Origin of the sequence: Alicyclobacillus contaminans DSM 17975, from assembly GCF_000429525.1 — a bacterium.
Lineage (GTDB): Bacteria > Bacillota > Bacilli > Alicyclobacillales > Alicyclobacillaceae > Alicyclobacillus_A > Alicyclobacillus_A contaminans.
Window position 1 is genome coordinate 1 of the sequence record NZ_AUCA01000042.1, and the last position, 22,382, is coordinate 22,382.

23 protein-coding genes, 1 tRNA gene and 1 rRNA gene are annotated in these 22,382 nt (G+C 55.9%); 2 read left to right on the forward strand and 23 right to left on the reverse strand.

The annotated features are described in order from the left end of the window. Positions 1-170: 170 nt before the first annotated feature. The 18 genes from G463_RS0113920 to G463_RS0114005 all read right to left on the reverse strand — a co-directional run bounded on the left by G463_RS0113920 (position 171) and on the right by G463_RS0114005 (position 16,389). The gene (locus G463_RS0113920; protein ID WP_026975651.1) at positions 171-443 is read right to left on the reverse strand and encodes an HU family DNA-binding protein; all 273 of its coding nucleotides are present in this window, start codon (positions 441-443) and stop codon (positions 171-173) included. A 145-nt stretch (positions 444-588) separates the two neighbouring features. Further along, complete coding sequence (spoIVA, locus tag G463_RS0113925) at positions 589-2,067, reverse strand: stage IV sporulation protein A (protein WP_026975652.1); 1,479 nt, start codon at positions 2,065-2,067, stop codon at positions 589-591. 400 nt (positions 2,068-2,467) lie between these two features. Continuing rightward, positions 2,468-2,851 (reverse strand): glycine cleavage system protein GcvH, encoded by a 384-nt coding sequence (gene gcvH, locus G463_RS0113930; protein WP_026975653.1) that lies wholly within the window; start codon positions 2,849-2,851, stop codon positions 2,468-2,470. A gap of 140 nt (positions 2,852-2,991) precedes the next feature. Then, a complete protein-coding gene (locus G463_RS0113935) occupies positions 2,992-4,029 on the reverse strand; it encodes an NAD(P)H-dependent glycerol-3-phosphate dehydrogenase (RefSeq protein ID WP_035487364.1) in 1,038 nt (345 codons plus the stop codon). 33 nt (positions 4,030-4,062) lie between these two features. Next, a complete protein-coding gene (plsY, locus tag G463_RS0113940) occupies positions 4,063-4,653 on the reverse strand; it encodes a glycerol-3-phosphate 1-O-acyltransferase PlsY (RefSeq protein ID WP_026975655.1) in 591 nt (196 codons plus the stop codon). A 43-nt stretch (positions 4,654-4,696) separates the two neighbouring features. Continuing rightward, positions 4,697-6,010 carry a ribosome biogenesis GTPase Der gene (der, locus tag G463_RS0113945; protein WP_026975656.1) on the reverse strand — a complete coding sequence of 438 codons (1,314 nt, stop codon included), beginning with the start codon at positions 6,008-6,010 and terminating at the stop codon, positions 4,697-4,699. Positions 6,011-6,107: 97 nt separating this feature from the next. After that, entirely contained in the window at positions 6,108-7,496 is a 1,389-nt protein-coding gene (locus G463_RS20515) for a DUF512 domain-containing protein (protein WP_051322316.1), read from the reverse strand. A 120-nt stretch (positions 7,497-7,616) separates the two neighbouring features. Then, complete coding sequence (locus G463_RS0113955) at positions 7,617-8,213, reverse strand: hypothetical protein (RefSeq protein ID WP_026975657.1); 597 nt, start codon at positions 8,211-8,213, stop codon at positions 7,617-7,619. A 94-nt stretch (positions 8,214-8,307) separates the two neighbouring features. After that, a complete protein-coding gene (gene rpsA / locus G463_RS0113960; protein WP_026975658.1) occupies positions 8,308-9,462 on the reverse strand; it encodes a 30S ribosomal protein S1 in 1,155 nt (384 codons plus the stop codon). Between the two features lie 68 nt (positions 9,463-9,530). After that, positions 9,531-9,827, reverse strand: a complete 297-nt coding sequence (locus G463_RS0113965) for a hypothetical protein (protein ID WP_026975659.1) — start codon at positions 9,825-9,827, stop codon at positions 9,531-9,533. After that, positions 9,824-10,423 (reverse strand): lysophospholipid acyltransferase family protein, encoded by a 600-nt coding sequence (locus G463_RS0113970; protein ID WP_051322317.1) that lies wholly within the window; start codon positions 10,421-10,423, stop codon positions 9,824-9,826. The genes G463_RS0113965 and G463_RS0113970 overlap by 4 nt, the downstream gene beginning before the upstream one ends. Then, positions 10,423-11,094: a (d)CMP kinase gene (gene cmk, locus G463_RS0113975; protein ID WP_026975661.1), complete on the reverse strand. Its 672-nt coding sequence runs from the start codon at positions 11,092-11,094 to the stop codon at positions 10,423-10,425. Before cmk ends, G463_RS0113970 begins: the two co-directional genes overlap by 1 nt. Before the next feature lie 179 nt (positions 11,095-11,273). Further along, on the reverse strand, positions 11,274-11,771 hold the full coding sequence (locus G463_RS0113980; RefSeq protein ID WP_026975662.1) for a hypothetical protein: 498 nt from the start codon (positions 11,769-11,771) through the stop codon (positions 11,274-11,276). A gap of 70 nt (positions 11,772-11,841) precedes the next feature. After that, positions 11,842-12,480 carry a flagellar brake protein gene (locus tag G463_RS0113985; protein WP_026975663.1) on the reverse strand — a complete coding sequence of 213 codons (639 nt, stop codon included), beginning with the start codon at positions 12,478-12,480 and terminating at the stop codon, positions 11,842-11,844. Positions 12,481-12,546: 66 nt separating this feature from the next. Beyond that, entirely contained in the window at positions 12,547-13,854 is a 1,308-nt protein-coding gene (locus G463_RS0113990) for a PepSY1/2 domain-containing protein (protein WP_169725481.1), read from the reverse strand. Positions 13,855-13,870: 16 nt separating this feature from the next. Beyond that, positions 13,871-14,635 (reverse strand): spore cortex-lytic enzyme, encoded by a 765-nt coding sequence (sleB, locus tag G463_RS0113995; protein ID WP_026975665.1) that lies wholly within the window; start codon positions 14,633-14,635, stop codon positions 13,871-13,873. Positions 14,636-14,762: 127 nt separating this feature from the next. Continuing rightward, positions 14,763-14,969, reverse strand: a complete 207-nt coding sequence (locus G463_RS0114000) for a hypothetical protein (RefSeq protein ID WP_026975666.1) — start codon at positions 14,967-14,969, stop codon at positions 14,763-14,765. A gap of 133 nt (positions 14,970-15,102) precedes the next feature. After that, positions 15,103-16,389, reverse strand: a complete 1,287-nt coding sequence (locus tag G463_RS0114005) for a Glu/Leu/Phe/Val family dehydrogenase (protein ID WP_035487367.1) — start codon at positions 16,387-16,389, stop codon at positions 15,103-15,105. A gap of 163 nt (positions 16,390-16,552) precedes the next feature. Between G463_RS0114005 and G463_RS20520 the strand changes: the two genes are divergently transcribed. Continuing rightward, a complete protein-coding gene (locus G463_RS20520) occupies positions 16,553-17,818 on the forward strand; it encodes an MFS transporter (RefSeq protein ID WP_035487369.1) in 1,266 nt (421 codons plus the stop codon). Between the two features lie 66 nt (positions 17,819-17,884). Further along, positions 17,885-18,343, forward strand: a complete 459-nt coding sequence (locus G463_RS0114015) for a DUF441 domain-containing protein (protein WP_026975668.1) — start codon at positions 17,885-17,887, stop codon at positions 18,341-18,343. 46 nt (positions 18,344-18,389) lie between these two features. Here G463_RS0114015 and G463_RS0114020 read toward each other — a convergent pair whose 3' ends face one another. From G463_RS0114020 to rrf, 5 genes are all read right to left on the reverse strand, one after another. After that, positions 18,390-18,980: an adaptor protein MecA gene (locus G463_RS0114020; protein ID WP_026975669.1), complete on the reverse strand. Its 591-nt coding sequence runs from the start codon at positions 18,978-18,980 to the stop codon at positions 18,390-18,392. A gap of 74 nt (positions 18,981-19,054) precedes the next feature. Then, positions 19,055-20,434: a dipeptidase PepV gene (gene pepV, locus G463_RS0114025; protein ID WP_035487370.1), complete on the reverse strand. Its 1,380-nt coding sequence runs from the start codon at positions 20,432-20,434 to the stop codon at positions 19,055-19,057. Positions 20,435-20,466: 32 nt separating this feature from the next. Beyond that, the gene (locus G463_RS0114030) at positions 20,467-21,447 is read right to left on the reverse strand and encodes a substrate-binding domain-containing protein (RefSeq protein WP_026975671.1); all 981 of its coding nucleotides are present in this window, start codon (positions 21,445-21,447) and stop codon (positions 20,467-20,469) included. A gap of 124 nt (positions 21,448-21,571) precedes the next feature. Beyond that, positions 21,572-21,654 (reverse strand) — tRNA-Leu (locus G463_RS0114035). A gap of 465 nt (positions 21,655-22,119) precedes the next feature. Beyond that, positions 22,120-22,236: ribosomal RNA gene (gene rrf, locus G463_RS0114045) — 5S ribosomal RNA — on the reverse strand. Positions 22,237-22,382: the final 146 nt, after the last annotated feature.

Here is a 22,382-nt window from a genome sequence, read left to right on the forward strand (position 1 = left end):
AACGCGGTTGTTTTGGGTGTTGTAGTGAGGTCTCTTCTATTTTTTCCTTCCCCCTTCCTCTCGAGGAAAAGCCCCTACTGAAACTTTACACGCTCTTTTTACCCATCGCAATGGTGTTCAAAAAAGGCGAGGTTGCCGCCGGAATTCCGACGGCAACCTCGCGGGTTTGCTCATTGCAGCCCTTCCCGCAATGCCTTTCCAGGCTTGAACGCGGGCACTCTGCTCGCCGCAATGTCAATCACTTCGCCCGTCTGTGGATTGCGTCCCTTGCGCGCTGCGCGTTCGCGAATTTCAAAGTTCCCGAACCCCGTGAGCTGTACCTTCTCGCCGCGGGCAAGTGCTTCTGAGATGGCGGTGATGACACCGTCCACCGCTTGGCTGACATCTTTCTTGGTCAACCCCGTCTTATCGCACACGGCTTGAATCAGTTCCGATTTGTTCACTCATCACACCTCGCAAACATGTAAGACTAGTCACGTTATGATCCGAGGCGGCAACTTTTATACATTCTCCCACTCAAAAGCGTAAAAAAACGCGGGCTGCTTCCGGCAACCCGCGCCTGCATGCTATCTGTTTAGCGTCTATCTCTCACAGAATGATGGCAATCAATCCACCGCTGCCCTCGTTGATGATTCGCTGCAGCGTTTCCTTCAACTTGTACTGCGCGTTTTCCGGCATCATGGACAGTTTTCCGGAAATGCCTTCGCGGACAATGGCCGCAAGCGATTTGCCAAAAATGTCGCTCTCCCAGATTTTCAGCGGATCCTGTTCGAAGTCCTGCATCAGATAGCGAACCAGTTCCTCCGACTGCTTTTCCGTTCCCACAATCGGTGCGAATTCGGATTCGACATCGACGCGGATCATGTGAATGGATGGCGCCGTCGCCTTCAGGCGCACGCCGAACCGCGAACCTTGCTTGATCAGTTCGGGTTCGTCCAACGTCATTTCCTCGAGCGCAGGCGGAGCAATGCCGTAGCCGGTCATCTTCACCATTTTCAGAGCCTCTGCGACTTTGTCGTACTCTTTCTTCGCATAGACGAAGTCTTTCATCATGCGCAGCAGCTGGTCTCGTCCTTTAATCTGAACCCCGACCACTTCGGTCAAGACCCGGTCGTACAACTCATCTGGCGCAGCCAGGTCGATGACGGCCACCCCGTGACCCATGTCCATGTGCGACAGTCCAGCGTACGAGATGAAGTCGTAGGTGGAGAAATTGGCCACCACTCGGTCGATGTCGCGAATCCGCCGGATGTCCTGAATGGTTTCCTGCACGGAGGTCTGGAACTGTTGACGAAGCCAGTGATCGTCGTCGAGAACCATCACCCAATTCGGCAGATTCACATTGACTTCCTTGACCGGGAATTCGTACAGCGCTTCACGCATCACCGCGTTGATTTCGTGTACAGTCAACGTCGCACAGGAGAGGCAGATGACGGGCACGTCGTATTTTTCCGCCAACTGAGCACGTAGTTGTTGCGCTCGGTCATGTTCCGGATGGACAGAGTTCACAATGATGACGAACGGCTTACCGAGCTCCTTGAGTTCCTGCACGACCCGTTCTTCCGCTTCCACGTAGCCCTCGCGGGGAATTTCCGCAATACTGCCATCGGTGGTGACGACCACACCGAGTGTGGAATGATCCGCAATCACTTTGCGCGTCCCGATTTCCGCAGCCTCCTGGAACGGAATGGGATCGTCAAACCACGGCGTGCTGACCATGCGCGGCCCATTTTCGTCCTCATATCCACGCGCGCCGTCCACCGCGTATCCCACGCAATCGACGACGCGAACATTCACATCCAGTCCTTCCGCCACCGAAACCTCCACTGCTTGATTGGGAATAAATTTCGGCTCGGTGGTCATGATGGTACGGCCTGCCGCGCTTTGGGGCAGCTCATCCGTGGCGCGAACGCGGTCCGCCTCTTCCTTGATGTTCGGCAATACTATCAATTCCATGAACTTTTTGATGAAGGTAGACTTGCCAGTGCGCACGGGGCCGACTACGCCGAGATAGATGTCGCCCCCGGTCCGCTCAGCAATGTCTTTGAATACGTCGAACTTTTCCACGCTTTCTCCCCCTCGCTTCGCGGGCCATACGGTGGCTCCGCTGGCCTGGCGGTGCCGGCAATAATTGCCCTCCTGTGCCAGGACTGCGGGCACCAGACCCTGATATGACCGGCGTAGATTGCTTCGCCCGTACATCCTCCCCGAGCCACTGACAATCCCCCGAAACTGTCCACGTTCTTAGGACAATACATATATATGCGCACGGGAGCCCAATATGCCGGTGAGGTATCGCCGTCCTAGACACTCTTTATGTATATTGTCCGATGAAAACCGATAGAACGAGGGGAAACGAGATGGCGCATTCAATGCGCAGGGTTTGATCCGCATGGATACAGGAGGGTCAATGACAAAGAGCAGCCTTGTTCAGGCTGCTCAGTAAAATCTTGTGGATTTTCTTCCATCACTCCGCGGTATGCGCGGTGTACGCTGCGGCGTCGAGCAACGCATCCAACTCTCCCGGATCGCTCATCTCCACCACAATCATCCACCCGTCTTCATACGGAGCCGAGTTCACCAATTCCGGAGAATCCTGCAACGCACCGTTCACCTGGACTATTTTTCCCGATACCGGCGCAAACAGATCCGACACCGTCTTGACAGATTCAACGGAACCGAACGTCTCGTTTGCGCGAACTTCCGTCCCGACTTCGGGCAATTCGACGAACACGATGTCCCCCAGTTCATCCTGGGCAAAGTCGGTGATCCCAATCCGTGCCTGGTTACCCTCCACTTTCACCCATTCGTGTTCTTTCGAGTACTTCAATTCAGCTGGAACGTGGCTCATACCAGACCCTCCTGTATGGGTAAATCACGTCAGCGCACCCTCCGACGCCACAAGTTTGGTAACACCCGGTGGAATCGCTGTTTGTCCCAGTGTACCAAACCGTCCACCAACACTCCAGTGCACACGGCTGCGTCAGGAAATTACGTGTCCCACTTTGGTGCCAACAGCTCTCGCGCCACTTCCTCGACTTCATGGCCACGTTCTCGACCCATCAGCTCTTCTACGGCTACGGACGGTTTCTTGCCGGTGAACAGCACGTCGTACAGAGCGTTGGCAATGGGCATCTCAATGTGAAACCGCTCGGCCAATGCCACGGCGGCCCGGACGGTGCGCACGCCTTCCACGACCATGCCGACCGCGCCCAGCGCCTCTTCCAGTGAAAAGCCCGATCCAATGAGCCGACCGGCGCGGAAGTTTCTGCTGTGCTGACTCGTGCACGTCACAATCAAGTCGCCCACCCCGGACAGACCTGCGAACGTTAACGGAGATGCCCCCATCTTCATCCCCAACCGCGCCATTTCTGCCAATCCGCGCGTCATCAGGGCAGCTTTCGCGTTGTCACCGAAACCAAGACCGTCGGCCATTCCGACGCCGAGCGCAATGATATTTTTGAGCGATCCGGCCAATTCCGCCCCCACGACGTCCGGATTGGTGTATACCCGGAAGTACGGGTTCATGAGCGCGTCCTGAAGCAATTCCGCGGTTGCGCGCTCGTACGCAGCCACGACCACCGTGGTGGGGAGTCCCGCCACCACCTCCTCGGCGTGACTGGGGCCGGTGATCACCGCGAGTTGCGCCTTCCCCACCTGCTTGGTGGACAGAATCAACTGACTCATTCGCTGTCCGGTGGTCACATCGAACCCCTTGACCGCGTGCGCCACAACGTCGCACGACTGCACCAAAGGCGAGGCGTCCCGTACCACTTCCGGCATCGCCTGAGAAGGAACGGAAAAAATCACAATCTGTGCGTCGCGAACAGCTTCGTGCAAGTCGGTGCTCGCAACCAATGCCTCCGGCAGCCGCGCGTCCGGCAAATATTTGACGTTCGTGTGTCGCTCATTGATTTCCCGACACTGCTCTGGACGACGCACCCAAAGCGTCGTCCGATGGCCGTTGTGACACAGTACCGAAGCCAAGGCGGTGCCCCAACTTCCGGCACCCAAGACGGTGATGTTCATTCTGACCTCCACGTCATGCACTGAAACCCATGCTTATTTGCTGAAAATCCGATTTTCCCGTCCGTTCATCAGACGTACCAGATTCTGACGATGCTGGTAGATGGAGAGCAGAGCAATCACAATCGCGAACACCAGAGCGCCAGTTCGATGGTGTTCCAGCAGAATCAAAAAGATGGGCGTAAGAATGGTGAACGTCAGGGCACCCACCGACACGATGCGCGTGACCAACACCAGCACAATCGCCAAAACACCCGCCAACACCGCCGGCACCGGCATGGTTAAGAGCAGGACGCCGATGGTTGTGGCGACACCTTTTCCTCCGCGAAATCCGAAGAAAATCGGCCAATTGTGCCCAACAATGACGGCCAATCCGCTGAGATACGTGGTCCAAGCGCCGCCGTGGCCAAGGTTCCACGCCAGGCAGATGGCGACCATGCCTTTGAGCACATCCGCCAGCAGAACGATTATCGCCAATCTCCATCCCAGCACTCTCAACGTATTTGTTGCGCCCGCGTTTCCGCTGCCGTGCTCCCGAATGTCAATTTTGGCAATCCATCGGCCAAGCAGCGTGCTTGACGAAATGGAGCCGATTAAATACGACAGAATGACGGATACAATCAACACAACGGCTCCTCCTCAATGACGAGTCGCACCCCATCGAAACGGATTAGGAACGATTCCGCGTCGTCAGTCTCAATGGCGTACCTTCAAATCCAAACGCCTGCCGCAGCTGATTTTCCAAGTACCGTTGATACGAAAAGTGCATCAATTCTACGTCGTTCACGAAAAAGGCAATGGTCGGTGGCTTCACGGCAATCTGCGTCGCGTAGTAGATGCGCAGTCGTCTCCCCCGGTCCGAGGGCGGCGTCACCGACGCCGTGGCATCCTGGATCACCTGATTGAGCGTGGATGTGGCGATGCGCATCGCGTGATTTTCGGCAATTTCCCTCGCCAATGGCAGGATCTTATGTATGCGTTGCTTCGTCTTGGCGGACACGAACAACACCGGCGCCCACCGCATGAATTGAAACTCTTCGCGAATCTGTTGCTGAAACTGATGGGCGGTTTTGTCGTCCTTGTCGACGATGTCCCACTTGTTCACCAGGAACGCGACGGCCCGCCCCGCTTCGAGCGCATATCCAGCCACTCGCTTGTCCTGCTCGGCAATCCCTTCATGTCCGTCCAGAACGACAAAGGCGACATCGGAACGCTCGATGGCGCGCAGCGCACGGAGCACACTGTACTTTTCGATACGTTCATACACCTTTCCTCTTCGGCGCATGCCCGCCGTGTCAATCAATACGTAGCGCTGGCCGTCTACTTCGAGCGGTGTGTCAATGGCGTCCCGCGTGGTCCCCGCCACGTCACTCACCATCACCCGGTGATCGCCCACGAGCGCGTTGATCAAAGAAGATTTTCCCACGTTCGGCCGGCCAATCAGGGCAATGCGAATCACGTCGTCACTGTACTCAGGATCTGTGCCCTCCGGCAATTGCCTGACCACTTCGTCCAGCAAATCCCCCGTGCCCGAGCCATGTTCCGCAGACACGGCAATGGGTTCCCCGAATCCCAGTTCGTAGAATTCGTACGCCGCTTCATGATGTTTCGGATGGTCGAGCTTGTTCACGCCGAGCACAATCGGCTTTCCCGATCTCCGCAACAATTCCGCCACATCCCGGTCCGCGGCGATCAATCCGGTCTGGCCATCGACCAAGAACACAATCACGTCCGCTTCGTCGATGGCCATTTCCGCCTGCACACGAATGAGGTTTGACACTTCATCCTGATCCGCAAGCTCAATGCCGCCCGTGTCAATCAGGTGAAACTCCCGTCCGTTCCAATCCGCCTTCGCGTAAATCCGATCCCGCGTTACGCCGGGAACATTCTCCACAATGGAGATGCGTTCCCCGACAATGCGATTAAACAACGTCGATTTCCCGACGTTGGCTCGTCCGACAATAGCAACAACCGGCAAAGACATACGTCCAACCATTCCCATCCTTAAGAATTCAGGAATTTTTGAAGCCAAGCGCGGGCTCGGCGGCCCCCGGTCATGGGTCCGCCGTACCACCCGCGCCTCACATGGAGGCGGCCGCTTCCGACGGCGGATTGATTTCCCGGAGCGTCGCCTCGTATCTCCTGCGCGGCGGCAGCGCCTGCGTATGTCCGAGTACGCCATACATCAGGCCCATGCCGGTCGCCGGGACAATCGTCACAGAGATGCCGAGTTCCTCCCTCACCCGTTCCACCGTGTAGTCGTCCAAGAACACGTCCGCATCATCCTTCAGCATGATGTCCGGCAAGAGGAGGGTGTCCAATCCGTTGAGCTGGTCCTTCATCTGCGCCACGATGTCGGAACCGGTGATGAGTCCCGCAACGGTGACGTTGTGCCCGTAAAAATCGTTCCGGATGGGGAATACACGCGTCTCCAGCCCAGGAACAGTTCCCAGCCGCTGCAGGGATTGCTCAATGATCTTGCGCGCGGACACGCTGGTCACCACGCCGACACGGCGTTGGTGCCCAACAATGTGGCGAGGCAGGCGCGGCCAGACTTCGTCAAGCTCATCGAGAAAAATGCGAATCACGCCCACGCCATTCTCCGTCTGCGCGAACTCGTCATAATGGTCTCCCGGCGGAACATCCCGGTCCGCCAACACGTAGAATTCGTCGGCCGCATGCACAAAGGACGCGCCGAGACACGGCCGCAGTTCCGCTTGCCAGCGCGTCACTTGATCTATGACACGCGCCGCCTCTTCTGGCGTACACGGGCGCAATTTGTGCAGACCGCGGCGATGTTTCGTGAGTCCCACCGGGACTACGGACAGTGTCCGCACCGCTGGAAAGAACGGAACCAAGTCGCGGATGGTCCGATCCAGTTCGTCACCATCGTTCCACTCCGGCACCAGCACAACCTGGGTGTTCATCTCGATGCCACCCTTGGCCAAAAACTCGATTTGTCGCAGAATTTCCCCGGACCGCTTGTTGGCCAACATACGCACGCGCAATTCAGGATTGGTCGTGTGCACCGAGACGTTCAGCGGAGACATCTTCAAATCCACGATGCGCTGCAGCTCCTCATCCTTCACATTCGTCAGGGTGACGAAGTTGCCATGCAGGAACGACAGCCGGTAGTCATCGTCGCGAACATTCAGCGTCTGCCGCATATTGGTTGGAATTTGGTCGACAAAACAGAACACGCATTTGTTGTGGCACAGCCGAACCCGATCCACGGTGGGGTTTTCCCATTCCACGCCCAGGCCTTCGTCGTACCCTTTCTCCACATCGATGATCCAGACCTCGCCATCCGCCTTCTTGACCTCGAGCTCCATTTCCTCGGTCGCCAAGGCAAATTGCAGATCTACAATATCCCGGATGGGCTGACCGTTGATCTTCAGAAGCTCGTCGCCAGGCGCCAATTCCAGTTCTTCAGCCAACGATCCCGGCTTGACCTTGTATATTTTCGGCAATGGAGAACATCCTCCCTGTCCTCTATGAACGTTGTATCAAAAAACACTCCATCCCGGAGTGAACGACTGTATGCCATTACACCATTATGCACGGATGTCCCCATGTCCGTCAAATCCCAGTCAAATCACACGGTTCTTCATCCGCAAACGACCGCGCACCCACGCCCCCACTCTCGCAAAGCACAGGCTCATCCAGAAAACTCCGCACAGAACGGGCACGGTAAAGCCGGCCACTTCCGGCTCGGACAGACCGCCATCCACCGTCGTCCACATCTCCGCGACCGCAAACAGAACCAGATACGCAGTGCATATGGCGTACTCGACAGGCATCGCGTAGAACGCGCACATCCAGGCGGTGAGCGCACATCCCCAGGCCACCCAATGATACAAGGAAATTCCCCACGCATACGTGAAGGGCATCCACAGGCCAATCTTCACGGTGAGAAGTGCCATGGCAAAACCGCCGACCACTACGCCCGGATGACGACGAAGTTCAGATGGATGGACGAGGAGCAATGCCCCGCACAAAGCGGCCGTTACCGCATCCGGACGCAGACATCGATCCGGCCCAACGGCATAGCCCACCATGGCAGCGCCTTGAATCCATGCCGCACATCGCAGCCACCTCCGCAGAAGCGGATCGCCATGCTCATCGCTTTCCGACGTGAACGTGCACAACCAGGCAGAGAGAAATACAAACAGCCCCATGAACTCCATTCGCTTCGCCTCGTAGCCCAAGCATTCCACCAGGCGCGCAAAACATGCAAAAGTCGGCATCCCAGGGATGCCGACTCGATGCTGAAACGCGGATTCACTTCTTGAAGAGATCGCGGAACAAGTCGCCGATGGTCACTCCGGTGCCGCTGTTATCGTCGTGTTGCGTGCTGTACCGTTGCGGTTCGCGTTCGCGGCGACGCGGCGGTTCCTGCGTGTCTTTGATGGACAGCGAGATGCGTTTGCGCTCCGGTTCGACCGACAGAATCCGAACCTGAACTTCCTGGCCCTCTTCCAACACGTCGGACGGCTTGGCAACGTGCTGATGCGAGATCTGCGACACGTGGACCAACCCTTCAAGGCCCGGACGGAGTTCGACGAAGGCGCCAAAGTCCACGAGACGAACCACTTTCCCAGTGACGACATCGCCCGGCTGGAACTCGTTCGCGTACTGCTCCCACGGGCTCGGCGCCGCTTCCTTGATGGATAGAGAGATACGTCCCGCCTCCGGATCCACCGCCAGGATGCGAACCTTCACCTTATCTCCAGGCTGAACGACTTCAGCCGGATCGTCCACATGGTGCCACGCGAGTTCGGAGATGTGCACCAGGCCGTCGACACCGCCGACATCGACGAAGGCACCGAAGTTGGTCAGGCGCTGAACGGTACCTTCCACCACGGTCCCCGGCTCGAAAGATGCGATTTTCTGCTGAACTTCCCGTTCGTGCTCCTCTTCCAGCACAGCCTTGCGGGACAAAATCAGCTTGTTGTTCTCGGGATCGAACTCGACCACGCGAACTTTGACAGTCTTCCCCTTGTATTCTTCAAGGTTGTCGACAAAATGCCGATCCACCAACGACGCCGGGATGAAACCGCGCACGCCGACATCGGTGACGAGACCACCCTTGACCACATCGTGGACCGTGACCTCGAACGCGGTCTGATTTTCAAACTTCTCGCGCAGGTCGCCCCACGCTCGCTCCGCACCCGCTTCACGCCGGGACAGAATGACCGCTTCGCCCTCGTCGTCCAGCTTTTGAACACGAGCTTCCACCTTCTGCCCAACTTGGACAACATCACTTGGATGTTCCACACGCAAAGGCGACAACTCGCGGATGGGGATGACCCCAGGGAATTTGTATCCAATGTCCACCAGGACACGTTTGTCTTCAATGTCCGTGACCGTGCCTTCCACCACATCTCCAACCGACAAATCGGCGGTGTTCAACATCTTCTGCATATCGTCTGACATGCTTGCGCCCTCCTCATGCACTGCAATGATTTATCACCAGCCTTCAGACCCCAGAAACGTGAACCGTGTCAACGCATCCGCTGTTTGAAGACTTGTAAGCAAATCCACAACCCTGTCGCTGCCCCGCCGACACCAGCGTAGGCACTTACGCCCCGCAGCACCCCTGCCTGGTACATCCCGCCGAATCCGATGATGCAGACACACAGCACGGATGCCAGCCACATAAAACGTCGGCAAACCTTTTGTACTTTCAGGGTATCCATTTTTCCGCTGACCTTTCGCGCCGCGCCAGCCTTCACCAGCCACACCCCAGCGAGCAATGCCGCGAGCGCCAGCAGATCCTCCACCGCGAGCGCTGCACTCACTTGGGGTGCCCCTCATTCAGCAACGCTTGAATTTTGCCCATCAGCGTCTCCAAAATCATTTCGTTGGTGTCTTCTTCCGATGGCACGAACGGTTCCCCGTACCGTATGGTCAAACGCCCCCGAAACCGGTATCCGCCACAAATGGCGACGGGTACAATGGGACACCGTGCTTTGCGAGCGATGAAAGCCACACCAGGCAAACCGCGTTGCAATCGCCCGTCTTTGGAACGATGCCCTTCGGGGAAAATCAGCAGACACCCGTCGTGCTCAGGAATCTCCAACGCCATCCGTATCGCTTGTTTATCGCCCGCGCCTCTGCGAACTGGAAATGCGCCAAAATAACGGATGAGGGCGGCGAACCAGCGATATTTGAACAGCTCGATCTTCGCCATGAAATGCACAAATCGCGGTGTCCCCAGCCCAATCGTCAGCGGATCTAAATTATGTATATGATTGCTGCCGAGAACCAGCGGCCCCGTTTTGGGTACCAAATCACGATTCACAATCCGAAAGCGAAACGCAAGTCGAAAAAACAACCATACGATGCCCCGAGCCATCCGATACACCGGTGACATGTAACGATTCGCAATCCCCATCAGCGACAACGCTCCACGAGTTCCAGAATCTCACGCACCACGTCCTCCACCGTTCTCCCCGTGGAGTCTATGGGATGCGCGTCAGACGCAGGTCTCAGCGGTGCGACATCTCGAGACGAATCTCGTTCATCCCGCTCCACAATGGATGTGCGCAACTCTTCTAATGACATCTCGTAGCCTTTGGACTGAAATTCTTCCGCACGGCGGCGCGTTCGTTCCTCCAACGATGCGGTCAAAAACACTTTCACCTGAGCATCCGGCAAAACCACGGTTCCCACGTCACGACCGTCCATCACCACCGAATGACGACGAGCAAACGACCGTTGCCACTCGGTTAAAACCCCCCGTACGCGCGGGTGCACCGACAATTGCGAGACCAACGCTGAAACCTGTGGATTCCTCAATTCCGCATTGATGCACTGGCCATCGGAGTAAATGTCCAAACCGCCGTCACTGTTCCGCTCAAAGTGCAGAGGATGGCGTTGCAACAACTCCACCAGTTCATCCTCACGTTCCACTGCGACGCCGTGCTTCAGCGCCAACCATGCAACGCCCCGGTACATCGCGCCCGTGTCCACGTACAGAATCCCCAAGCGGCGAGCCAGCGCTTTGGCTACCGTGCTTTTCCCGGCACCGGCGGGTCCATCGATGGCGATGTTGAGATGTGGCATGAAATCGGACCTCCAGCAACCGCAAACCTTAGTAGGAAAAAGAAAAAGCAGGCCCGTGCCCGCCTTGGTAACGCAAAAGATGTGCAGAATACAATACGAATATCAGTCAGCGGGAAACCAACGTGTTACGCATTTGCAGTTTCATAGTAGCATAGCCGCCCGTCACACTGCAAGGATTGCTAATTCATGAATTGGATGGAGGGAAACTGTGCCGTTTGCCCCGCATCGACTTCCACCGTCTGCCCCGGTGCCGGTGTCAGCAGCCGAGCGTCATTGTGATCCACCGATACAAACACGGTGGTCTCTCCACTATTTACAATCTGTATCACGCTGCCGTTGTGGATGGTTACCTCCAGCCGTGCGTTATCCATGGTTCCCACTTCCTGCCCATTCACTTCCACCTTCACGTTGGGATAGGTTCCATCCGGCGCAGACAGCAATGTAATTGTGGCTTGCTGTTGGTCGGCTCCGGATAGGGTCGCAGGCTGTTCCACGAAGCGTCCCGCAGTGTCATCCACGTAGGTACGGACGGCCGGAATGGCCGTAAGCAGCTGAACCAAACAGAGCATACAAAGAAAACCTGCTGCAATGGGAACCAAAGAGGCGTCCAATCCCGCCTCCAGCCGATCCCGCAGGGCTGGACCTATCCATTTGGACTTCCGCTCGCGACGTTCCATTGCACATCCACCTCACCGCATTGTATGCACGGTGCGCAGGGAACATGTCCCAAGGGATGGCAAGCGCCGTTCACTGCAGCGTTCTTTGGCGGAAAAAGGTGTACTGAATCACCCGTTGCCGCACGGACTCTTTCATGTTCACGAATTCGAATGAGCCAATCGCGTAGCCGTGGTCGTTTCTATCCGAAACGCGAATGGCCATTGCCCTCGTCGCCACCGGAAAACCGCTGTTTGGAAGGGTGAATCGCATCCCCACCATCTCACCTGGGTGCAGCACCACGTGTTTCGGTAAATACAAGGCAATACCACCGCCGCTGACGTCGCGGGTGTACACTTCAGCCACCAATCCGCTTTTGGAGCCGTATTCCAAGTGGACCGGAAAGTCCGCCGGTACCCGAACAAACTCCCGGCGTTGTTCCCGCTTCACTTTCCCAGGCTCAGGTTTGCTGATCTTCCACGCCAGATTCGGTATGCGCACTGCCTCAATGAACTGTGCTGCATACCGGCACAGCGCACCGTCCCGGCCTTGAAACTCCACCCAAATCAGAGCGGTGGGGGCCACTTCAAGGATTCGATTTTCCTTATAATGCAACGGAACATCGATAAAGTATTCTGCCGAGTTCATGTCGAGAAGCCTCGAATGATAGTACTCCGCATCCGTTTCTCCGACACGGATGCGGAGGGATTGACCGACCCGAACTGTTGCCACCAACTACCCCTCCCCGACTCTGCTTCCATTATAAAGAATGAGTCTGCGAGAGGAAAGAAGCCCCTACTATGTCAATTGATCGATGTGCATCTCTCGGCCGGTATTTGCATTCACATACACACAGTACGTCTCTCCGTTGGCAGTACCATAAAACGCCACAGCCGGTTGGTATTGCTGGTGGCTGTCCAACGCGACGACGGACTGTGCCATTTCGACGTGGAAGTTCGGACTCAATGCGGCTCGCAATTGGGCCACCGTGTACTTGCGGGGTGGGACGCTTGACACCGGGAAGTAGTAATAGTTGTTCGCATCGAATCCAATGATGCTGCCCACGTCCAGCGCGACCCGCACCGCAATCCCCTGACTGGTAACAAGGGCGCCATCCGAACGTTTCGGAGCAAACACAAAGTAACCCACCCCATCGTACTGCGTGGACTGAATCCGCTCGAGGGGACCAAATCCGCGCTGGTTAAGCCAGTTCTGCGCGGTGTCAGCTGCAGTGGCAAAGTCGTAGTCACCCGGCGCAGCCGCGTGCGTGATCATAAAAGACAGGACGTGACCGCCATCCGCACTCACCGTCGCGGTCAAGGGCCCGAGCGCTGTGTTTCCTGTCACCACGTACTCGGGGCGGTACGCCCCGGATTGCGTTTGCTTGACTTGGAGTTTCAGATTCGAGGGCAGGCGCAGAAACTTTTTCACCGCAGCGACGGCCGTTTGACCGCTGACATCCCGCTGTGACGACATGGCCAGGCTTTTCCCTCGCTGTAAACTCGACGGTGAATCCTGGGACTCCACGAACGCGGTGGTTGCGGTATCGATTTTCCGAAATCCATCCACCACTTGGTTGTCGCCCCGGTTTTTCAGCAGCGCGTTGTTCACATCCGCCCACCGCACCTGATTGTTCAGCACCTTCGCCTGAATGGATTGAAGGCCTTCCAACACGGTGCCGGACTGATTGTACATCCCCTTCAATTGACTCTGGACCACGGATTGTCCAGGACCTGCGTTGGACTCCAGCCAGTCGTCCGTTCGGTGACTGATGACATCCAGGAACGTTTGCGTATTGTGCATCGGCATCAGGTCAAACGGCAGTTTCCCAATCTCCGTCTCCGCCGCGTAATCCAAGCGCCAAATGTTTCGCAGATGTGATTGAAACGCCGTGTTGTCCACGCTGATTCGCGCTTTTCCCAATTCTTCGCGCAGTTTTTGCACATTGTCAACCAATGCGTGAAAATTGGCATTGTACTGATTTTCATTCTGCAGGGCCAGGGCCTGGCGCTGTTTGAACTGGTCGTAACCCCACCAGCCCACACTGCTGCCGACCAAGACCAACCCGAGAATCGGAATGGCGAACCACGTCGTTCTATGCAGCACTTTGTTCATCCCCTCTCTACCTGCAGAAGATGTGTTTGCCAATCTGAACAATCTGCGGACGCGACCAGATCCAGGGACTCGTCGCGGTGGCGGGATTGAAATAATACACGGCACCGTGAGAGGGATCCCAGCCATGCAGCGCATCGGTCACCGCTCGCATCGCCTTGGCATCCGGCTGCAGGTTGACCTGTCCGTCCGCCACTGCCGTGAATGCCCCGGGTTGATACACAATCCCCGGAACGGTGTGAGGAAATCTCGGATCGCGCAGCCGATTCAGAATGACGGCTGCAATCGCCACCTCTCCCTCGAACGGTTCACCGCGTGCTTCTCCGTAGACCACATGCTGCATAAGCCTCACGTCAGACATGCTCAATCTGCTGTCCGCCGGCACCGAAGCCGCCAGGTCACTGGCACCGCCGGTCGAGGCGCTGCCACCACGGGACGATCCGGAGTAGTGCCACCCCTTTGACGCGGCAACCAACTTGTGCTTGGTTTTTAGATCGACAAGCCCCGTCACCTTCATGCCGAACTGGTATTGAAAGTTACGGACTGCCCAATAGGTCTTCCACCCGAATACCCCGTCCACCTTACCGTGGTAGTAACCGATAAAACCAAGACGATTCTGCAGTTCGTCCACATCGTATCCGCGACTTCCGTACATAAGGTTTCGCGCGGTGAACGCCTTGGCACTCGGTATCGATTGCTGGTGCAGCACGGGCGACGCCAACAACGGCCATACGAGGACAGCTCCCAGCAGCACTTGTAACAATTTCTTTCGCATTGGAACGTAACTCCTCCCACGGGAATCAAAGTCACGACACAGCGTAGTTTCCCATGGGAAAAATAAAATATGCCTGTCCCAAGGACAGGCATATATAAAATAGCATTTGGAAAGCAAAACGCCCCGTTCAGTGCAACGGCTCGATGTCGAAATCGTCCTCGTTGTCGCACAAACAGCGCTTAAATCCTGTTTCAATGTGCCCGTTCGAGTCTCGAACGCCGCGCAGAATGAACGTCTCGCCACATTTCCGGCAGCGGATATGCACTTTCACGCGCTGGTTGGACAAGACCATTTCATCTCTCACTCCTTCAGACGCCAGTGGTTCCGACCGCATCTATTGTGTACCTCCTACTCCGTACTCAATCCGTACCAGTATGATCGTGGGAAGAAGAAGATAAACAGGTGTTGCCAGATTCACTTCGGCATAAATCGTCAAAGTCCTTCCACAACCGACACCGATTCGGCGCTTAAACCCAACCGCGCCAGCGAACCGACTCGGCCATACGGCGAACGCCCACCATATAGGCGGCCAACCGCATGTCCACCCCGTACTTTTCCGCGGCGTCGTAGACCGTTTGGAAGCTCCTTTTCATCAGAGTAACCAGACGCTCGTCCACCTCTTCTTCGGTCCAGTAAAAGCCCTGGTTGTTCTGAACCCACTCGAAGTAAGAAACAATTACACCGCCTGAATTGCCCAGGACGTCTGGAACAATGAGAACCCCTCGATCCGTGAGAATCTTCGTGGCAGCCGTGGTGGTTGGACCATTGGCGGCTTCCACGATGACCTGAGCTTGGATTTTCGCCGCATTCTCCCGCGTGATCTGATTCTCAATCGCCGCAGGCACCAGAATGTCGCACGGTTGTTCCAACAGTTCCTTGTTGGTCAACGTATTGTCAAACAACTTGGTCACCGTACCGAACGAGTCGCGCTGCTCCAACAACTCGGGTATATTCAACCCATTGCTGTCATACAACGCACCGTATGCATCGGAAATTCCGACCACCTTGGCCCCGGATTCGTACATGAATTTCGCCAGATAGCTGCCCGCATTTCCAAACCCCTGAATGATGACCCGGGCACCCTTGATGGGGATGTTCTTAACACGAAGTGCCTCTTCCAAGCAAATGGTAACCCCACGAGCAGTTGCCGTTTCACGGCCCTTGCTGCCTCCGAGGACGATGGGTTTCCCGGTGATGAAACCGGGCGAATCGAACTCACGAATGTGCGAGTATTCATCCAGCATCCAAGCCATATTTTGCGAGTTGCTGAATACATCAGGCGCTGGGATGTCTTTCGAGGGGCCCACGATTTGACTGATGGCCCGCACGTAGGCTCGGCTCAGTCGCTCAATTTCATCAAACGACATGGTCCGCGGGTCGCAGACAATGCCACCTTTTCCGCCGCCATAAGGCAAATTGGCAATCCCGCATTTGATAGACATCCAAATGGATAATGCCCGGATCTCATCTTCGGTGACATCGGGATGGAGCCGAATGCCGCCTTTGGTCGGGCCAACCGCGTCGTTGTGTTGCGCGCGATAACCGGTGAACACTTGCACCGACCCATCATCCATACGCACGGGGAATCGCACCGTCAACACCCGCAGCGGTTCCTTCAACAGTTCATACATGGCTGCGTCATATCCTAAACGCTCCAGCGCTTCACGAATAATTGCTTGCGTACTTGTCAGAACGTCCAGATTGTCCGCCTCAGTTTCCGGTACCTCCGAAACGTTGCTCTGACCAATCGCCATGTCAATAAACCACCCTTTAATCAACTGGTATGTAAGCCGCAATCAGTATACAACTTCGCATCCGGATGTTCAAAGTCCTCTTGCGCCGGTGGATGATTTTTCGGAACCCGTGGAACAATGTCGTCGTCATCACACATTGCCCGTAAGGAGGCCCACACGCGCGATGAAACGCCCCCCGAACTGGTTGCTGATTGTCCTACTGAGTTTCATTCCCCTCCTGATGGTGCTTGGCAACGCCGTACTCATTCCGGGGATGCCAACCATGCAATCCACCATGCACGTCACCAAATTCCAGGTCAGTTTATTGATCACGCTGTTCTCCGTTCCTGCAGGCCTCGTCATCCCATTCGCCGGATTCCTCTCGGATCGAATCGGTCGAAAATGGGTGATTGTGCCTTCCATTCTTCTGTTCGGCACAGGGGGTGTGGTGGCAGGGTTCGCCTCATGGTGGCTGTCTCATCCCTACTGGGTGGTTCTCGTTGGCCGCGTCATCCAGGGAATCGGTGCGGCAGGCACCGCCCCCATCGCAATGGCATTTATGGGCGATTTGTTTCAAGGCAATCTCCGCAGCAAAGCGCTCGGCATCAACGAAGCCGGCAACGCCTTCGGCAAGGTGGTCAGCCCCATCATTGGTGCCGCTGTGGCCCTCCTGGCTTGGTTTGCTGTGTTCTTTATTTTTCCGGTTCTCTGTCTCCCCCTCGCCGCTGCCATTTGGTGGATGGTTCCGGAAGCCTCAAAGAAAAAAACAGAACAGCAATCCATTTCCAGTTACCTAAAATCCCTTGGCAAGATCGCCCAACGCGAAGGCCGCTGGTTAAGCGTGGCCTATCTCTGTGGAGCCACTGCCCTGTTTACGCTGTTCGGCGTGCTTTTCTATCTTTCCGATCTGCTCGAGTCGAAATACAACATCGACGGCATCATCAAGGGACTCATCCTGGCCATTCCGCTACTCGTATTGAGTACCACGTCATACATCACCGGTGTCGTCATTCAAAAGAAGAAGCAGCGGATGAAATGGTTCTTGGTGGTAGGATTTGCCATACTCGCGACCAGCGTCCTGTGTGCGACCTGGCTCGCCACGAACGCATGGATGCTCATCGCGCTGATGTCGGTCGGTGCCATCGGTACCGGTCTTGTGCTCCCCAGTTTGAACATGCTGATCACGTCGGCGGTCGATCAAACAAATCGAGGCAGCGTGACGAGCTTTTATGGTAGTGTCCGGTTTCTCGGCGTGGCCTTCGGCCCCCCAGTGTTCACCTGGCTGCTCGGCGTGTCCACAGCTGCGATGTTTGTCACCGTGGCATCTCTGGCTGCGCTGTGTGGATTGCTGGCCTGGTTGCTCATCCGCCCTGAGGCAAACGCGCAAGATCAGCAGGCGGCACAGCAGGGCGTTCGTCCCATGGCAAGTCGGCACAAGGCGCGCAGCTAGACGCGGTATGATCCGGGGATTGATGAATACGAATAAAGGGGACGAGACTATGGGAGGTCTTGACAGTTGTTCACCCCGGATCTGTTACTCATTTTGTTCATCATCGTAGGCGCTGTGGGCCGCGTCAGCATTGTATCGGTCGCCGCGAGCATGTTGTTGGTGATCCGCATGTTGAATTTCGGAAGGTTTCTCCCCATGCTCGAACGACGCAGCTTGGAACTGGGGCTGTTGTTTCTCATGATTTCCATTCTCGTCCCGTTAGCCAGTGGCCGGATTGATGCCAGAGACATGATGAGAAGCATCTTCAGCCCCGTTGGTCTGATTACGATTCTCGCCGGTACTGTGGCAACGGTGCTGAACGCCAGAGGATTGCACCTGCTGCAGATGCATCCCTCTCTGCTGATTTGTGTGGTCATCGGAAGTGTTGCTGGAATTGTCCTGTTCGGGGGGATGCCGGTGGGGCCCTTGATGGCAACGGCGATTGCGGCAATGATTTTGTCGGTGTACGAAAAGCTTCACCCATAACAAAATCCGGCGGTCGCAGAAGGACCGCCGGAGAAATGGATGACCGTTAAGACAGCGGGAATCTGGTCACAATCTGATGAACGGCATCGTGCTCGAAGATGGGGGTTCCATACTCATCCAGCACCGCCTTGGTTACCTCCGAGTACTCCCCATACTCATGGAGCACTGCCCAAACGCCCATATACACATCGTCGCCTACGGACGATTCATCGATGTAAAGATAGTACTGACCTTCATAGGCATACAGGGCAGTCCACACCCCGAAGGAATCCATCAGATGCGCCGCTCTGACCACGTCCTCAAAGTCCTTGAAGCGAAACACGAAGGTCGTTGAGTACGCCATTTCGTCGACTCCGCGATCATCTTCCTCTGCCTCGCTGGATACGCCGGGTAGACTCGGCACGCGGGTCACAATGACCACCACTCCTTCCGTGGGCATGGTGAATGCTTCCACCGAAATGGGTCCGACCACTTCAAATCCCGTTTCCTCATAGGCAGCTTCCATCATATCCCAAAACAACTCCTGGACCTTCCTGCCGTTCTGCCATATCTCATCGCGATCGATCCCGCGTTCTTCCAAATCGTCATAACTGATAAAAAATCGGACCTTATCCTTCGCAATCCGTTCCACCCGCATGCGTCTCCCTCCGTTCTCCTGAGAACCGCCTCATTGAAGACGGGGCGTAATCATCGTACAAATTCATTGTATTACTACAGCGTATTCGCGAGTTCGAACATTGCGTGAGCGTATATCTGAATACATTGCAAATACCGCTCTAAGCTCCATGATTCGTCCGCCTGATGCGCGCAATCCGGATCTCCAGGAAACTGGGGACCAAAGGCAACTGCGTTGGGAATCGTCCGCGCATACGTTGCACCACCGATGGCCAACGGCTCTGAGTCGAAGCCAACCTGTGTGCGATAGACGTTTTGGAGAACACGGATCACCGGGCTTTCCAGAGGAACGTACAATGGATCCAACGTGTTCCGCAAGTCGACGAACCACTTGTCCGGAATATATTGCCGACACCGTTCCAGCACCTGATCCGCGCTCAGGTGAACCGGAAATCGTATGTTGAACAACAGTTCAAACTGTCCATTTCGTAAAGCGGCGCAACCCAAGTTACTGGTCAATGCCCCTGTCACATCGTCCGCATCATCGATACCCAAGTTCTTACCTTCGTGATCTTGGGCAGCGACAAACCGCCACATCGACGCGTTCGACACGGGCTGCCCGGACAGAACCTGCGCCAGTGATACAATGGCATTTCGGCCGAGATGAGGCATGCTGCCGTGGGCCGATACACCGCGCACCCGGATTTCAACGTGTGATTCGCGTTGCTCCACATCCACGTCAATCTGCCGCGCCCGCGCATCCTTGCGGATGCGTTGTTCCCATTCCGATGCTGCAGTCTCAGAATGGCAATCCACCACCGCGAGCGCATAATCCGGGACCATGTTATCCCGATGCCCTCCCTCAAACCGAATCACCTGAGGATTCAGCGAATCGGTATCGGCGGCCACTCGGATGACTAGGGTACAAACTCCCTTCTCCGCATAAATCATTGGAAAATCTGCATCCGGTGTAAATCCCCCGAGAGGGGCGGGTTCCTTCTCAAAGTAATATTTCATGCATTCCCAGTCCGATTCTTCATCAAGACCAAAAATTAGTCGAATTTTTCGGCGCGGTTTCATGCCCAGTTCCTTCAACGCAACCAATGCCCAAAAAGTGCTCATGGCAGGACCTTTGTCGTCCACGGCACCTCTGGCATACACTTTTCCGTCGTGGATCTCCGCGCCAAATGGCGGATACGTCCATCCCGTGCCCTCCGGAACGACATCGAGGTGCGAGAGGACACCGACATATTCATCGCCCTCACCGTATTCAATGTGACCAGCGTATCCGTCCACGTTCTTGACCCGCAACCCGTGTCGACTTCCCAAGTCCAACATATACTGCAAAGCTTCTGCGGTGGCATGTCCAAATGGACCATTCGGCACCGCCGGTCCCTTTACGCTTGGAATCCGGAGCAAATCTTGAAGGGTCGAGACCATTTCCTCACGGTGAGCCTGTACAAACGATGCGAACATGTCGAGTTCCTCCACAACGACTTCACATGGGCTCAGGTTGATTGCCGTTCCACAATGTTATGCAACAATATCACGGAATAGCTGTCAACCGGCTCATCATGCAGTAATTTTGTCAACAAGCGCATGGACACGGCACCAAAATCGTACATCGGCTGGGCGATCACGGTCATTTCTGGGCGAACCATGGTGGCCAACCTCGTGTTGTCAAACGCAATGACCTTGATATCTTTCGGCACGTTCATGCCAGCATCCTGCGCCGCATGAATCGATGCCAAGCCCAACTCGTCCGACGCGGCGACAATCCCATCCACCGCGTGGCTTCGCAGGTGCTCCGAAAGGCGAGGCAGTGCCTTCTCATAGCGACCATCGCCAATTTCCAGCCGAACAAATGATTCAAATTCTCTGCAGTTCGCCAGACCGGCACCTCTGCGATCAGCCAGCACGGAATACCCTTCGTCTGTCGTCACAAACACGACGTGACGGCATCCCTTTTGCAGGAGATATTGTCCAGCGTCCCGCCCGGCTCGCACGTTATCAATGTTGACGGAAGGAATGCGACGCTCTGGATCCTCCGTCGCACAAAGCACTACGGGGATTTGCGCTTGCTCGAATGCATCCACATGCTCTTTCTGCACCTTATGGGTCATGTAAATAATTCCATCCACCTGTTTTTCCCACATCGTGCCGACCAAATCCACTTCGCGACTCAGCTGACCATCGGAGTTCGTGAGAATGATGTGGTACTCATACATCGCGGCGATATCCTCGATGCCCCTGACGACTTCAGCCACAAATGCAGCCGAGACATCAGGAACAATCACTCCAATGGTCCTGGTTTTCTTACTCGCCAACCCCCGAGCGACTGCGTTCGGTCTATATCCAAGCCGATCAATGGCATCCAACACACGACGCTTTGTCTCGTCTTTTACGACGGCAGTACCGTTCAAGACGCGAGACACGGTGGCCATTGACACTTTCGCTTCACGCGCCACGTCATAAATCGTGACCGTCAAGCCAACCACCTCCCTCAGCAATTGTGAAACTATCATAACACGATCCAAATCGGATACGTACAAGCCTGTATGGTTGTTAAATTCCTGACAAATAAAACGAAAGAGACGGCGCTTACCGTCTCCGTGGTGCGGGTGAAGGGACTCGAACCCCCACGGTCGCCCGCCAGAACCTAAATCTGGTGCGTCTGCCAATTCCGCCACACCCGCCTGTGCACAACGATTCCTGAATTAGTATATCACAACATCAGTTCAAACATCAATCAACCGTGTCCCTTGACCTCCGAATACGGCCGGTTCATGCGCCACCTCGTTTAGGAGGGGGTGCTCATCTCCCGACCTCTCACGCCACCATCGGAATTTCGACCCGTTTGATTGGCTTTGATCCGGCGACTTGTCAGACGCAGATTCGCCCGCACCAGCATCCTCTCTCAAGATGGGGGCTGCATTTGCAACAGCCTCGACCTTCTCATCCCTGCTTCTCGCGGCTTCACCGCTACTCTTCAAGCAGGAGTCCCCTTCGCGCTGACCGACCTTGCCGGCGTGTCTGACAGCCCTCCCCGGATACATGTGGTCCTTCCCCTTTTATTTCCTCGCCCTAAAGATTCCGCCCGTGCCGGGCGTACTACTACAAAGAGCCCAACAGGTGAAGACCTGTTGGGCTCATGTTCCTTCGCCTGGCAGCGTCCTACGTTCCCAGGGGCTCCCGCCCCAAGTATCCTCGGCGCTGGAGGTCTTAACGGTCGTGTTCGGGATGGGTACGCGTGTTTCCCCTCCGCTATCGCCACCAGACCCGGTTCGTGGGTGTCTGCTCACTCCTGCCCTCAAGCGAGCCGTTCGCAGACACCCCGCGAACCTCTATGTGTATCGTGATTGCCTGGGCTTCTGCTTTGCATTCCGCCCTGCGCTCACGCTACATCCTTTCTCCAAGGTACCCT

Excerpts from the sequence above, each read along its gene's own strand:
- G463_RS0114000 (WP_026975666.1), bottom strand. The coding sequence starts at position 14,969 with ATGCGGTCGGAACCACTGGCGTCTGAAGGAGTGAGAGATGAAATGGTC.
- rpsA (WP_026975658.1), bottom strand. The coding sequence starts at position 9,462 with ATGTCAGACGATATGCAGAAGATGTTGAACACCGCCGATTTGTCGGTT.
- G463_RS0113955 (WP_026975657.1), bottom strand. The coding sequence starts at position 8,213 with ATGGAGTTCATGGGGCTGTTTGTATTTCTCTCTGCCTGGTTGTGCACG.
- cmk (WP_026975661.1), bottom strand. The coding sequence starts at position 11,094 with ATGCCACATCTCAACATCGCCATCGATGGACCCGCCGGTGCCGGGAAA.
- G463_RS0113970 (WP_051322317.1), bottom strand. The coding sequence starts at position 10,423 with ATGGGGATTGCGAATCGTTACATGTCACCGGTGTATCGGATGGCTCGG.
- G463_RS0114005 (WP_035487367.1), bottom strand. The coding sequence starts at position 16,389 with ATGGCGATTGGTCAGAGCAACGTTTCGGAGGTACCGGAAACTGAGGCG.
- sleB (WP_026975665.1), bottom strand. The coding sequence starts at position 14,635 with ATGCGAAAGAAATTGTTACAAGTGCTGCTGGGAGCTGTCCTCGTATGG.
- G463_RS0114020 (WP_026975669.1), bottom strand. The coding sequence starts at position 18,980 with ATGCGGGTGGAACGGATTGCGAAGGATAAGGTCCGATTTTTTATCAGT.
- G463_RS0113980 (WP_026975662.1), bottom strand. The coding sequence starts at position 11,771 with ATGGAACGTCGCGAGCGGAAGTCCAAATGGATAGGTCCAGCCCTGCGG.
- der (WP_026975656.1), bottom strand. The coding sequence starts at position 6,010 with ATGTCTTTGCCGGTTGTTGCTATTGTCGGACGAGCCAACGTCGGGAAA.
- pepV (WP_035487370.1), bottom strand. The coding sequence starts at position 20,434 with ATGTTCGCATCGTTTGTACAGGCTCACCGTGAGGAAATGGTCTCGACC.
- gcvH (WP_026975653.1), bottom strand. The coding sequence starts at position 2,851 with ATGAGCCACGTTCCAGCTGAATTGAAGTACTCGAAAGAACACGAATGG.
- G463_RS20520 (WP_035487369.1), top strand. The coding sequence starts at position 16,553 with ATGAAACGCCCCCCGAACTGGTTGCTGATTGTCCTACTGAGTTTCATT.
- G463_RS0113935 (WP_035487364.1), bottom strand. The coding sequence starts at position 4,029 with ATGAACATCACCGTCTTGGGTGCCGGAAGTTGGGGCACCGCCTTGGCT.